Genomic DNA, 14,277 nt, shown 5'->3' on the forward strand with positions numbered 1-14,277 from the left:
CTTGTTTTCTTCAATTTGATATCACCGATTAAAACCTTTTCTGAAACAGAAAATAGGGACCTTGAACAGAAGCCTGTCTTCTCCTTGGAAAATCTCTTTCAAGGACGGTTTACTAAAGAGTATGAGAAGTATATCGAAGACCAATTCGTATTAAGAGATTTGTGGATCGGAATTAAAACTGACTGTGAAAGATTATTCCTTAAAAATGAAAGTAATGGTGTATTCTTAAGTCAACATAACTACTTAATTCAAACATACATTAAACCTAGCACCCGAAGTTTTAAGTCTAAACTTGACACCATTAATCAGATTGCGGCTCAAGCTCCCTTGGCAAACAAGTATTTAATGATGGTTCCGACGACTGCAGAGATATTAAAGGATTATCTTCCGGCATATGCTCCAACGGACAGTGAAGCGGCGGCTCTTAAGCAAACGAAGCAGTTACTTGATAAAAGTATAAAATTCGTTGATGTATCTGATACCTTGAATTCCAAAAAGAATGAATACATTTTCTACCGGACAGATCATCATTGGACGTCGAAGGGCGCTTATTATGCATATCAAGAGCTTTCGAAGTATATGGGATTCAAGGCTCATGCTGAAAGCTATTATAATATTAAGGATGTCACTGATGATTTTCTGGGTTCATTGGCATCAAAAAGTGGTTATCAATTTCTAAAACCAGATAGTATTGAACTATACGTTCCTAAAGATGAAAAAAGTTATACAGTGGACTATGTTGATTTGAACAAAGTTACCAATACTATTTATGATATGAAAAGTCTTCAGACAAAAGACAAGTACAATGTATTTTTTGGCGGGAATTACGGTCTAGTAAAAATAACGACTAGTGTACCCGGTGGGAAAAAGCTTTTAATAGTTAAAGATTCCTTTGCTAACTGCTTAATTCCTTTTCTCATGAGTCATTATAGTGAAATCTATGTTGTAGATCCAAGGTATTATGAAGATGACATAAGTAAATTAGTTACAACGAATAAGATCAATGATCTGCTCATTTTATATAATGTAAATACATTTTATAATGACTCATCCAATTAAATTGATAATTTTCAGATAACTATTGGGTATGGGGGTAGGGCTTATGGATATTAGAAAATTAAAACGCTGGCCAATAATACTGGGACTGATAATTTTTGTTGTGGTCGTCACAGGCGTATCAATTTTTGTTTTTGCCGGTTCTAATAAAGCTCAGGCTTCAGGTTCTCTTCAGAGTCCTGCTACAGACAACAATACTATCGCGGGTTCCTCAAACAAAGAATCAACAGCTCCTACAAATACCGCTGAAAAAAGCTCTCCCAATACTACTGATGCGCAAGAGACAAAATCGCAGCCTATAACTTCTGCCAATGAGCCTGCGGCACAACAGACCTCGGATTTTAAAGAATTCTTTAAGGATGATGCTTTCCTTGGTGATTCTATAACGGAAGGATTATCATTTTATGATTATTTAGATGACAGCAGAGTTATTGCAGAAATGGGTCTTAGTATTACTAAAGGCATTGACGAGGCTGATAAAGTTATAGCACTCAAGCCTAAGCGTGTCTTTATACTTATCGGTTTAAATGAGGCAGATGACAGAACTTCAAGCAAAGTCCTTGTAGACGACTATACGAAGTTAGTAGAAAAGTTAAAAGTCAACCTGCCAAATTCCCAAATTTATGTCACATCTATGCTTCCTGTTTTGGAGAACATTGTTAAAAACCCTCACCTTAACAATGCCCATATTAAAGAATGCAATACCGGACTCCTTGAGATGGCAAATAAAGAAAACGTAAACTATGTTAATTTAAGCTCGATCTTGAATGACAGCAATAAAAACTTGTACGAAGGCGATGGCATTCATTTTAAATCGGATTTCTATCGTATGTGGCTAACCTATCTGGAGAACCTTCTTAAATAGCGCTTAATTTTATCCAATCACTAGACCTTGACCCTAAGAACCAACCCGGCAAGTCCAAGCAAAGAAAGGCATGGCGGGTTGGTTTAATTGTATTTACGGGCGATTAATTATTAATCTGTTGGGAAAATTTTGTTTTGAGTTTTAAACAAGTTTTCTTCAGGATTAGATTAAACGCTTCTCAAAGTGAAACTTCATAAAGGGAGGTTAGGAATGTATTCAAGTCTTTTTAAGCAGCTTGCCTTAAACACAAGTTTTATAATTACTATTGCCTATTTATTAAGCCTTACTCCCTTATTCAAAAGGACAATACAAGGAATGATTAATACAAAAGAAAAAGTCATTCTCATATTACTATTTGGAAGTGTAGGGATTGTTGGAACCTATATTGGTCTGCCGACAAAAGGAGCTTTAGCAAATTCACGAATAGTGGGAGTTGTCGCCGGTGGACTTTTAGGCGGGCCGATTGTAGGTTTGGCTTCAGGGATTATTGCCGGGGGGCATCGACTGCTCTTGGGGGGATCAACAGCCCTGAGCTGTGGAATTGCGACAGTACTCGATGGTTTTTTAGCCGGAGTTCTTAGTAAACATGCTTCCAACAAAATGTTAACTTGGAAGCAGACCGTCTTAATTGGTATTGGTTCTGAAATCCTGGAGATGGCAATGATTTTATTGGCCCAACCCACCTCTGCAGGTTGGGATGTCGTCAAAACGATGGGCCCTCCCATGATTGTGATGAATGGAATAGGAATTGCTGTTTTTTACGGAATTGGTCAAAAGTCTATTCTTGAAGAAGAACGAATTGGTGCCCTGCAGGCACAAAAAGCATTATATATCGCGAACCTGACTCTCCCTATCTTACGGCTCGGACTCAATGAAGAAACGGCTAAGAAAGTCTGCGATATAATTATTGAACGCTCCGATTTTAGTGCCGTGTCAATCACTGGAGATCACAATGTCTTGGCCCATGTGGGCAAAGCGGCGGATCACCAAACAGATGCCCTGGGGTTCATGGCTAAGGAGACGATGGAGAGCATACGAACAGGTGAAATAAAATTGGCTGTGAGTGGAGAAGAAAGCGGATCTTTTGAGAATACTGGCCTTCGGGGTTCAGCCTTAATTGTTCCTTTAAAGTTTAAGAACACTGTTGTAGGTTCACTCAAAATATTCAGGCAAGGAAAAGGAAGTTTAACAAAAGTTGATTGGGAATTTGCCGAGGGGCTTGGGCAATTATTTTCGACTCAGTTGGAACTGTCAGCTTTAGAAACAAAGGCTCACTTGGTTAGTAAAGCCGAATTGAAAGCACTCCAAGCCCAGATTAATCCTCACTTTCTGTTTAATGCTATCAATACCATTGTGTCCTTCTGCAGAACAAACCCCGGTAAAGCTAGAGATTTATTATTACAGTTAGGTGACTTTTTTAGAATAAATTTGCAGAGTGGTAATCGTTTTGTCTCCTTGCGGGAGGAATGTGATCATATTCGAGCTTACTTAGCAATTGAGCAAGCACGATTTTCTGATCGCTTAAATGTCCAGGAACAGATAGCGGAGGAAACTTTAAATTGGCAGATCCCGGGATTAACACTTCAGCCATTAATTGAAAATGCCATTAAACATGGGATTTATCCCTTAAATTCAGGCGGAAAGGTGATTATTTCGGCTGTTGAGGATGAAGGCTATCTTGTGATTAAAATCATTGATAATGGAGTAGGTATACCCGAAGAAACCTTAACATTATTGCAATCAGGAATAACCGTTCAAAGTAAAGGGTTAGGCATTGGCCTTAAAAATATTGAACAGAGATTGAAATATGCCTACCATGGGCAGGCAAAATTCACGATTAACAGTGATCTTGGCAGAGGGACTGTGGTGACTTTAAAAATTCCTGAAGTATCCCATTTGGAAATCGCTTAAGGAGTAGAATGCAATGAGAGTTATCGTAGCAGATGATGAACAGCCAGCCCGGGACGAACTTGTTTATCTACTGACTAAAATGCAGGGCGTTATGGTCATAGGTGAAGCCTCAACCAACGAAGAAGTATTGCAAAAAGTAAGAGAATTAAAGCCCGATGTAGTTTTTCTGGATATAGAGATGCCTGACGGTTCCGGTATCGACACTGCCTTAAGAATTTCGAAGGATAAAGAATTTGCTGTTAAGCCTGCCATCGTTTTTGCTACTGCTTATAATCATTATGCTGTGCAGGCTTTTGATTTAAATGCTGCAGATTATTTGCTTAAACCTTTCAAAGAGTATAGGCTGTTTGAAACGCTCCAGCGACTAAAAACTCGTATAGAAATGGAGAGAGACAAAGGAACTCTGTCCAGCGAGTTTAAAGACAAGTTAGATAGCATTTACGCGCTACTTCGGACGAATAACGATAAATTGAAACTCAAAGTTGAAGAAAATGAAACGATATATTTAATTCCGATCGAAAACATTATCTATGCAACAATTGAAGAGCGATCTGTCAGGGTGTTTGCAGGTGATGGCAATTATCTAACCCATTATTCCTTAAATGAACTGGAGAGCATTTTAGGAGACTCCTTTTTAAGAGTTCATAAGAGTTATATCGCCAATCTCAATAAAATTAGGGCTATTGTTCCTTGGTTTAATAACACATTCAATTTAACGATGGAAGATGGTTCGGGAATTCATGTTAGTCGTACGCACGTTAAATCGTTAAGACAACGTTTAAAACTGTAAAAATCCGTTCGGACAGGATTTATGGCTGTTTAGACATAATATCCTGTCTTTTTTGTTAAATCGAAGTTCAGTGAACTTTTCCTTTGTAAAATACAATCAGAATTGCAAATTTTGTTTGATTTATTAATGAAGGGCGGTGCGTAAAGGGACTAAATTTCTAAGATTTTCTTTTTCTAGGGGGGTTCCTGTACTTAAATAATTGGTAAAGGAATGAATGACATGCACTGGTTACAGAATTACTCAGCATTAGGAAGCACTGGCCTAACCGCATTAGTTGTTGCGATCCCGATCTTTTTCTTATTCTGGGCCCTGGCCATAAAGCGTATGAAGGGTCATGTCGCCGGACTTTTAACCTTATTGATAGCAATTATTGATGTTGTACTCGTTTATAAAATGCCTGTTGGTGCTGCGGTTTCCTCCACAATCTTAGGGGCGGTCAATGGACTGTTTCCCATTGGCTGGATTATTGTTTCAGCCGTTTTCTTATATAATCTTACTGTTGAAGCTGGACAATTCGATATTATTAAAAGTTCTATTTCTTCAATCTCCAGCGATCGCCGAATGCAGGCCTTGCTGATTGCTTTTTGCTTTTCAGCCTTTATGGAAGGGGCAGCCGGTCAGGGTGCACCCGTAGCCATTGCCGCAGCTATGTTAATCGGTTTGGGCTTTGATCCCTTATGGGCGGCTGTTATTTGCCTTGTGGCCAATGTTCCGCCGGTTCCTTTTGGGCCTGTGGGAACTCCGACGATTATGATGGGATCGGTCACTGGTATTAACGAAAATATTATTACTGCGGCAGTTGGTCGTGAGGTTTCAATTGTAGCTATTATTATTCCTTTTGCTATGTTAATCGTCATGGCTGGATGGAAAAAAACAGTAGAAGTTTTGCCGGCGGTTCTAGTGGCTGGGATTAGTTTCGCGATTCCCTTTTTCATTGTAACGAATTACCTGGGACCAACACTTCCAAGTATTGTTTCACCGATTGTCTCTTTATTTTGCATGACGTTGTTTCTGCGTTTTTGGAAACCTAAATCTATTTGGCGTTTTCCCAATGATCAGGAAATATCGGCGGCTAATGAACCTCACTATACAGGAGGTCAGGTTTTTAAGGCCTGGTCACCCTTCTTAATGTTAACCCTCGTCATGGGATTTTGGAGTACGTCTATGTTTAAAGATTGGGTGGCGAAGGATTTAAAGTGGTTTGTTAATATTCCCCATTGGCCGGGTTTAGACGGCCTTGTTTATAAGGCTGCACCCATTGCAACTAAACCTGCCGTCTATGCTGCGAACTACAAATGGGATTTTTTTGCCGCACCAGGAACTGCTATGCTAGTTGCCTCAATTATCTCAATGATTATTTTAGGAATAAGTCCGGCGACTGGAGTAAGAGTTTTTAGCAAAACGTTAAAACAATTATTCTTCTCGCTAGTGACTATTGCCTCAGTACTTGGCCTGGCCTATTTAGCCAATTATTCGGGCATGTCGTATACGTTAGGTCTGGCGTTCGCTTCAACCGGTGTTATTTTCCCCGTATTCTCTCCAATTTTAGGCTGGTTAGGAGTATTTCTTACCGGTTCTGTTACTTCTTCAGCTGCCTTATTTGGTAAACTACAGCAAGTGACAGCGGGCCAACTTGGCTTAAATCCTATCCTAACTGTGTCTGCCAGTTTAACCGGCGGAATCATTGGTAAGCTTATTTCTCCTCAATCTATAGCAATTGCCTGTGCGGCCGTTGGGTTAGTTGGGAGGGAGACAGATATCTTCAGACGTACTCTGAAATATTCGGTAACACTTTTGGGCATTGTTATTGTTATGATCTTGATTTTTGCCTATGTCATTCCGGGAGCTCTTCCTGTAATTGCTGCCTAGTAGAAAATTAGAAGGGGGTCATGATCATGAAAGATAGAGTATTTGATTTGGAGCAATTGGCGAAATTTGATAAGAATGCTCCGCAGAAGGTGTCAGTCTATGAATCTGATAAAACACTGGCCGCCATGTGGTGTCTCGAACCAGGGCAAGAAGTTTTTTTGCATGCCCATCCAAATGCTGACGATGTTTGGATATGTTTAGAAGGGGAATCCGGACTTTATTTTGCTGGTGAAGGTCAAGAGGTGAACATTAAAAAGGGCATGGCTATTTTGGCCAAAGCGGGTCAAACTCATGGGATGAGAAATACAGGAACCAATCGCTTTGTTTTCGTAGGTGTTTGCGGACCTGTTCCTGTTGAGGTAATAAAACTGTAATTTTCAAGCCTTAAGGCATAGGGGCTTAGGTCAAACATTTATTTTTGACCTGAGCCCTTATTTGTTGCCTAACATTGAGCTTTGTTTCATGCGGTAACTTCGCTCTTGTGGGCGAAGCAGCTCTACTTGAAGGTCCATGGTATTTTTAAGATATTCGTATGTCCTCTTGCTGGGATAGTATATAATATGACTAATTCGTATGGTCAAACAGTGGTTCTTTCGCTGAAGACTTTGTTCTGATGTCACAACTAAGCATTTAATGAGAATTTTGGGGAGGACATATGGACTATTCGCGCGTTTTATTTGTTGCACCTTATGAAGAGCTTGCCGAAGAGGCTAGAAAAACTGTTGAGGTACTGAAAAAGCCGTGCCGCGTTATTGTGGCAGATATGAGCGATGGTGCGGCGGCTGCCCAAAAGGCTCTTAATGACGGGGTTGAAGTAATTATTAGCCGTGGAGGAACAGCTTCCTTAATTCGTCAAGCCGTAACTATTCCTGTCGTTGACGTTGAGGTGACCGGTTATGATATCTTGCGGGCTTTCTATCCTTTGAGGGATATTGAGGGTTCCTTCGGTATTATTGGTTTTCCTTCCGTCATTAAAGGCTGTCGAACTGTTGCAGAAATGTTTGGGCTTAACTACTTTATATATGAACTTGAAGAAGGAAATGATTCACTCCAGTCCCTGAATAAAGAAGAGTTGGCGCAAACAAAAGTAATTATCGGAGACACTCTTGCTGTTCGCTATTCGGAAATTTTAAATCGACCGGTGCATCTCATTAAGTCTGGGCCGGAATCAATTGCTGCAGCCATTTTACAAGCTGAGGGGCTTATTGAAGCTCTGGAAAGGGATCGTGCCAAAACAGCACTCAGTACAGTAATTCTTAATGCAGTTCATGAAGGTGTAGTCACTATCGATAAAAACGAGACAATTGTTAACATAAATGCCGAAGCATTAAAAATGCTGGAGCTTACTCCAGATATCTTAGGGAAGCCGGCCAAGACTCTATTCCGACCTCAATTGTTGGCAGGGATTCATTTTAAAAAATTCACAGGCCACCCTGAAAGGGTGAACGGAAGAGATTTGGTTCTAAATCTTTACCCCATACTTGTCCGAGATACCCACTTAGGGACAGTAGTGACCTTGCAGAATGCCCAGGAGATTCAGCAAGCCGAATATAATATTCGTCGAAAGCTCTACCACAAAGGATTAATTGCTAAATTCTCACTAAAGGATTTTATTGGAGACAGCAATTCTGTACATTTAATACTAAATCAAGCCCGAAAATACGCCTTTACAGACAGCAGCATTTTGATTCAGGGGGAGTCGGGTACGGGAAAGGAAATTTTAGCCCAGGGAATTCATCAAGTGAGCCTGCGTCAAAATGGTCCCTTCGTGGCTGTAAACTGTGCTGCCTTGCCGGAGAATTTGTTAGAAAGTGAACTGTTTGGGTATGAAGAGGGGGCTTTTACCGGGGCTCGCAAAGGCGGAAAAGCTGGACTCTTTGAATTAGCCCACAGAGGAACACTTTTTCTTGATGAGGTTGGGGAATTGCCCCTCCATGTCCAAGCTCGTTTGCTGCGGGTTTTGCAAGAAAAGGAAGTCATGCGGGTTGGGGGTGACCGGGTAATTCCGGTGGATGTACGACTTATTTCAGCTACCCATCGCAGGCTGAATGAAGCTGTGGAGAAGAACGAATTTCGGGCAGATTTATTTTACCGTTTACATGTTTTAGGTTTAACGGTTCCCCCTCTGAGGGAACGAAAAGGGGATATACGGCTTTTGATGACGAAATTCCTTCATGAGCTTGCTCCTAAATTGGGAAAGCCCAAGCTCAACTTTACCGAAGAAGTTTATCAAGCCTTTGAAAACTATCAATGGCCCGGTAATGTGCGGGAATTAAGAAATTGTGTTGAGAAACTTATTGTTCTGTCTGAAACCGACTTGATCCTTCCAGAAAGTTTAATGGCTGTTTCCTTTATTAAAAACCAAAACGAGTCTGCCCATCTCTTAGATCGACCTCATCAGAATCCCGAAAGCCAGCAAAAGGCACTTTTTTCTCAGCCGCCTGAGACATCTGATCCTGCTGAAAACGTTGTATCCGTTCAAGGAAGTTTAAATGACATCGAAAAGCGTGTGATTGAGAAAGTTGTGCAGTTAGAAAATCATAATCTTACCCGTGCTGCCAGACGACTTGGCATTGACCGTTCAACCCTCTGGCGCAAAAGACGCCAAGAGTGACAGGAGTGTCAGGGGGACGGTCCTTTTAACACACTTTTGCTATATTTAGAACTGGGCGTAATAGTGGTATTGTATAAATTGTTGCATAATGCAGCATCGTTTTAGTTTGCAACGCAAAGTTGTTGAATTATAAAGCGGTGCTGCTTTTGCTGTGATGTAATCAAGGAGCAAAGCATAATATTCTTGGCTCCAAATACTTTATCCAATCGTAAGACTCCCCCTTCTACAAGTGGGAGTGGATCCTAATTTTGACAACCATTAAAATATGGCATGTTTTTTGCGTAAATAAATCAGGTATTAATTTGGAGGTGAATCTCTTTGAAAAAACAAGCAGTGGTGATTAATGTTAAAGACAATGTAGCCACCTTAGTGGACGATTTTACATCGGGTACTGAAATTCATTATTTTATAGGAGATCAAGAACAATCGGTAATTCTTCTTCAGGATATCCCCCTTGGTCATAAAGTGGCTATTCGGGAGATTAAAAAAGGTGAAGAGGTTATTAAATACGGAGAAAGCCTTGGAGGCGCAACTACAGATATTAAAGTCGGCCAGCACGTTCATGTTCATAACATGGAGAGCTTGCGCGGCCGTGGAGATAAGTAAAAAAGGGAGGATTTTATGATGGAGATTTTGGGATATAGACGTCCTGACGGTAAAGTAGGCATACGTAATCATATTGCTATAATTCCAACGGCAGTATGTTCCAGTACAGTTGCAGCCAATATAGCAGCTCAGGTTCCCGGAGCGGTAGCTCTTCCCAATCAGCATGGCTGCTGTCAAATCGGGGCTGATCATGAACAAACTGTTCGCACATTGATTGGCCTTGGTAAGAATCCGAATGTTGCAGCAGTTCTAGTCGTCGGACTTGGCTGTGAAGGTGTTCCTATTCGTGAGGTCGCTGATGAAATCGCCGCTACCGGGAAACCAGTGGAGGTAATAGTAATTCAAGAAGTTGGCGGGACACTCAAAGCCACGGCTGAAGGACTCCGTAAAGCCGGTGAACTCGCCCGCAAAGTTGCCCATTTACAGCCTGAAAAAACAGATGTTAGTGAACTGGTTATGGCTATTGAATGCGGCGGTTCTGATTTCACCTCCGGCTTAGCTTCTAATCCGGCTTGTGGAATTGCCTCAGACATGCTTGTTGCTGCAGGTGGTACGTCTATGCTTTCAGAGACAACAGAATTTATTGGCGCCGAACACGTTTTGGCTCGTCGCTGTAAGACGCCGGAGATTGGAGAAAAATTAATCCGCTATGTCCGCGAATGTGAAGAGAGGGCAAAACTTCTGAACGTCGATATACGCGGCGGCCAACCAACACCGGGAAACATTGCCGGCGGAATCAGTTCGATTGAGGAAAAATCTTTGGGCTGTATCCATAAGGCAGGACATGCCCCTATTCAGGACGTTTTGGCCTACGGCGAAGTTCCCAAGGGCAAGGGTCTATACGTTATGGATTCTCCCGGGCAGGATATCGAGTCAATTACCGGTATGGTTGCCGGCGGAGCTACCGTCGTTATCTTTACTACCGGGCGGGGAACTCCAACAGGCTGTCCGATTGCTCCGGTCATTAAAATCACGGGCAACGAGCGGACGTTTAAAATGATGGAAGATAACATGGATATTGATGCTTCAACCATTATTTCCGGCGAAGAAACTATTGAACAAGTCGGAAAAAGAATCTACGAGATGGTTGTTGAAGTCGCTAACGGGCATATGCCTAAGGCTGAAAGTCTTGGACACAAGGAGTTTGGAATTTATAAAATTGCTCCGACCTATTAATGGCCTTGGCAAATAATGATAACCGGATAAAGAAATTCGAAATATCTGACATGAACTAAGGCTCTTTGAATATATTTTTGCAAAGAAGGGTTCCGCGATGTAGGAATCCTTCTTTTGTCGGTGCTTTCAGCTTATGTCAAGACGCCAATGGATGAATAGAGGAACAGTTATTGGTAAACCCTAAATCATGATCAACTATATGTCGAAATAAATCGAAAAAAATTTTAGAGAAAATCAAATTTAATTATTGATTTATAATTAAATTAATTATAAAATAAGAACAAGGTAAATGAGTTAACACTTATTAATTACTAATTAGCTTAATACTTAAAATCATAATATTAAGGGGGAAAAGACAATGAAAAAATATCAATGTACTGTTTGCGGTTATGTTTATGATCCGGCCTTAGGAGATCCTGATTCAGGAATTGCACCGGGCACTTCTTTTGAAGACATACCAGAGGATTGGGTTTGCCCCACATGCGGTGTTAGCAAAGATCAATTTGAACCTGTTGATTAACGATTGTTTTGGAGGGATAAGAAATGACGAATTTGCGAGAATTATATAAGTGCAGTATTTGTGGTAATGTGGTTGAAGTAGTGAATCCAGGAGCACCTGCCTTAGTGTGTTGTCATCAGCCCATGGAGAAATTGGAAGCGGGTGTTACTGAAGCCAGCACTGAAAAGCATATTCCCGTTATCGAGCCGTCTGCTGGCTGGGTAAAAGTAAAAGTAGGCAGTGTTGCTCACCCAATGGAAGAAAAACATTTTATTCGCTTCATTGAGGTGTTAACAAAAGATCAAGTACTAAGAGTGGAACTTACGCCCAATGATCCACCTGAAGCATTGTTTAAAGTTAATGCTTCAGAAGTCCTGGAAGTACGAGAATACTGTACAATACATGGTTTATGGAAAAATGCTCAGTAACTGGATAAAGATATATCAAAATAACAGACGGATTAATTTCCGTCTGTTATTTTGGTTGTGGTTCTTAAAGAAATGAGAAAAATGAGAAAATATTGCTTAGAGTTATAAAAACTTAGTAAACTTATCTTAGTAAACTTATCTTAGTAAACTTATAAGGAGGGTCTTTACGTGTTTATGGTAACACTCAATGGTTTTTTTTATATAGAAGTAAGGGAGCAGGGAATATATAAAGAGTATAGAATGGTATGAATATATAGAAAATTTTCGAACATATAGAACCATTAACGGTATTTGCGCAAACTTCTCAAATTTTTCAAGGAGAAGCCGGTTTGAGTAAAAATTAAAGGAGTGATCAGATATGCTCCTGCAGGAAGGGACTAATAAGCGAATCTCATATCTAGTCCTTGGCGACACGATTGCCAAAGCTGTGCAGATTTTCATGGATTTAAAAATTGCAATTATCCCTGTGTTAGATGGAAAAGGAAGTCTTGTGAGTATATTTAGCAGGAGCAGTCTTTATCGGGCAATCCTAAATGGAGCAACCCATCAAGACATCGTCGATCCGTATCTGATCAAAGAAGTGATTAGTATTTCCGATGATATCTCCGACGAAGAGTTAGCGGATTTTGTAAAAGTGAGTCCTGTGGGCTCTGTTCCTGTCGTCAACAAGGAAGGAAAAGTAATTGGCCTTTTATGTAAGACGAATATGGTTATGACTTTATTTAGGCAATCTGAACTGCTTAATGGTCAATTAAAAGCTATTCTAGATTCCATGCACAATGGTGTCATTGCCGTTGACAGCAGTGGCATAGTAACACACCTGAATATTGGCGCCAGCCGTATATTAGGCTTAAAGTCTGAGAACTATCTTGGGTGCGGGTGTAATAGGCTATTACCGAATCTGGACTTAACTCCGGCTTTGGTCAATGGTGAGGTTAAAATAGGATTGAAATATAAGCATGATAACATTACCATGATTGTTAACATAACTCCCTTAAATATTGGAGGCAGCATCGCCGGAGGAATTGTGATTTTTCAAGACCTCACAGATTTAGAGCAGGCCGCTAAAGAATTAGAGACGGTTAAAGCTTTAAACAAGACTTTTGATACAGTTCTAAATATTATTCATGATGGTATTATTGTGGTGGATGAAAAGGGAAAAACTGCATTAGTTAATCAGGCTATGGCAGACTTTTTAGCCTTGCCTTCCAAAGAAATGATCGGAAAACATGTTACGGAAATTATGGCGGACAGCAGGCTTCATTTAGTAGCTGGTTCAGGTGTTTCGGAAACAAGTGACGTTATGACAATTCAGGGTAAGCCGATTATTGTTTCCCGCCTGCCCATTGTTCGAGAAGGCGAGGTTGTGGGTGCAGTAGGTAAAGCAGTATTTCCCCAACTTGCTGAAGTTCGAGAACTTGCCGATAAAATAAGATTACTGGAAAACAAAGTAACTTTTTTTCAGGAGGAATTACAGAGAAGCAAAACTGCTCAAGATATTATGAATAATATTGTTGCTGAGAGCAGCGAAATGAAAAAGCTGAAGGAAGAAATAACGATTGTTGCCTCAAGCAGTTCCACTGTTTTAATTACCGGGGAGAGCGGTACAGGCAAAGAAGGAGTGGCTCAGGCAGTACATGCCTGTAGTGATCGCTGGAAGGGTCCCTTCATAAAGGTAAACTGTGCAGCCATTCCGGAAAACTTAATGGAGGCAGAAATGTTTGGCTATGTAGGGGGGGCATTTACGGGGGCCGCAAAGAGCGGAAAACAAGGACGAATAGAAATTGCCGATGGCGGTACTCTTTTTTTAGATGAAATCGGCGACATGCCTCTTGGTTTACAATCGAAGCTGCTTAGGGTTCTGCAAGATCGTGAATTTGAACGTTTAGGCAGTACCAAATGCATTAAAGTCAATGTCCGAATTATTGCGGCAACGAATAAAAATCTTCATAGAGCCATTTCTGAAGGTCAGTTTCGAGCCGATCTTTTTTATCGCTTAAATGTTATCAATCTGCATTTACCTCCTTTACGGGAGCGTTGGGAAGATATTAAACCTTTAACCCATTATTTCATCGGGAAATTCAATAATATTCTTAAAGGAAATGTCAAGGGTATCGACGATGATACTATGGCAGCCCTCTTAAACTATTCCTGGCCGGGAAATATACGTGAATTGGAAAATGTTATTGAGAGGGCCGTTAATTATACACGCAGCGGTTTAATACGTTTAACTCATTTGCCAAATCAAATTCTAAGCAACAGCTCCTCTGAAAGTCAGACAAATAATGGTGAGATCCGCCATCAAGATCAGATTGCCCGCATAGAGCGGAATATGATTATCGTAGCTCTAGAGAAAGCCGGCGGGAACAAGACAAAGGCCGCCAAAATCCTTAACCTTAGTCGATCTAGGCTTTATGATAAACTGAATAAATATAATCTGAAAAACTAGTTATATCCCCGTTA

The 14,277-nt window shown here is 40.7% G+C and carries 12 protein-coding genes; all 12 read left to right on the plus strand.

Features of this window, described 5'->3' with window-relative positions; all coding sequences use genetic code 11:
* The first annotated feature begins 84 nt into the window (after positions 1-84).
* On the plus strand, positions 85-1,059 hold the full coding sequence (locus tag DEAC_RS03055) for a DHHW family protein (protein WP_242847062.1): 975 nt from the start codon (positions 85-87) through the stop codon (positions 1,057-1,059).
* Positions 1,060-1,102: 43 nt separating this feature from the next.
* Positions 1,103-1,921 (plus strand): GDSL-type esterase/lipase family protein, encoded by an 819-nt coding sequence (locus tag DEAC_RS22035; RefSeq protein WP_053006264.1) that lies wholly within the window; start codon positions 1,103-1,105, stop codon positions 1,919-1,921.
* Between the two features lie 210 nt (positions 1,922-2,131).
* Complete coding sequence (locus DEAC_RS03065; protein WP_047808571.1) at positions 2,132-3,832, plus strand: LytS/YhcK type 5TM receptor domain-containing protein; 1,701 nt, start codon at positions 2,132-2,134, stop codon at positions 3,830-3,832.
* 13 nt (positions 3,833-3,845) lie between these two features.
* The gene (locus DEAC_RS03070) at positions 3,846-4,622 is read left to right on the plus strand and encodes a LytR/AlgR family response regulator transcription factor (RefSeq protein ID WP_047808572.1); all 777 of its coding nucleotides are present in this window, start codon (positions 3,846-3,848) and stop codon (positions 4,620-4,622) included.
* Positions 4,623-4,841: 219 nt separating this feature from the next.
* Positions 4,842-6,491, plus strand: a complete 1,650-nt coding sequence (locus DEAC_RS03075; RefSeq protein WP_047808741.1) for an L-lactate permease — start codon at positions 4,842-4,844, stop codon at positions 6,489-6,491.
* 26 nt (positions 6,492-6,517) lie between these two features.
* Entirely contained in the window at positions 6,518-6,865 is a 348-nt protein-coding gene (locus DEAC_RS03080; protein WP_047808573.1) for a cupin domain-containing protein, read from the plus strand.
* A gap of 281 nt (positions 6,866-7,146) precedes the next feature.
* The gene (locus DEAC_RS03085) at positions 7,147-9,105 is read left to right on the plus strand and encodes a sigma-54-dependent Fis family transcriptional regulator (RefSeq protein WP_047808574.1); all 1,959 of its coding nucleotides are present in this window, start codon (positions 7,147-7,149) and stop codon (positions 9,103-9,105) included.
* A 318-nt stretch (positions 9,106-9,423) separates the two neighbouring features.
* Positions 9,424-9,711: a UxaA family hydrolase gene (locus DEAC_RS03090; RefSeq protein WP_047808575.1), complete on the plus strand. Its 288-nt coding sequence runs from the start codon at positions 9,424-9,426 to the stop codon at positions 9,709-9,711.
* Between the two features lie 18 nt (positions 9,712-9,729).
* The gene (locus DEAC_RS03095) at positions 9,730-10,887 is read left to right on the plus strand and encodes a UxaA family hydrolase (protein WP_047808576.1); all 1,158 of its coding nucleotides are present in this window, start codon (positions 9,730-9,732) and stop codon (positions 10,885-10,887) included.
* Between the two features lie 358 nt (positions 10,888-11,245).
* A complete protein-coding gene (rd, locus tag DEAC_RS03100; RefSeq protein WP_047808577.1) occupies positions 11,246-11,407 on the plus strand; it encodes a rubredoxin in 162 nt (53 codons plus the stop codon).
* Between the two features lie 23 nt (positions 11,408-11,430).
* Positions 11,431-11,814: a desulfoferrodoxin gene (locus DEAC_RS03105; RefSeq protein ID WP_047808578.1), complete on the plus strand. Its 384-nt coding sequence runs from the start codon at positions 11,431-11,433 to the stop codon at positions 11,812-11,814.
* A 358-nt stretch (positions 11,815-12,172) separates the two neighbouring features.
* Positions 12,173-14,263, plus strand: a complete 2,091-nt coding sequence (locus DEAC_RS03110; RefSeq protein WP_047808579.1) for a sigma-54-dependent Fis family transcriptional regulator — start codon at positions 12,173-12,175, stop codon at positions 14,261-14,263.
* Positions 14,264-14,277 lie beyond the last annotated feature (14 nt).

Origin of the sequence: Desulfosporosinus acididurans, from assembly GCF_001029285.1 — a bacterium.
Classification (GTDB): Bacteria; Bacillota; Desulfitobacteriia; order Desulfitobacteriales; family Desulfitobacteriaceae; genus Desulfosporosinus; species Desulfosporosinus acididurans.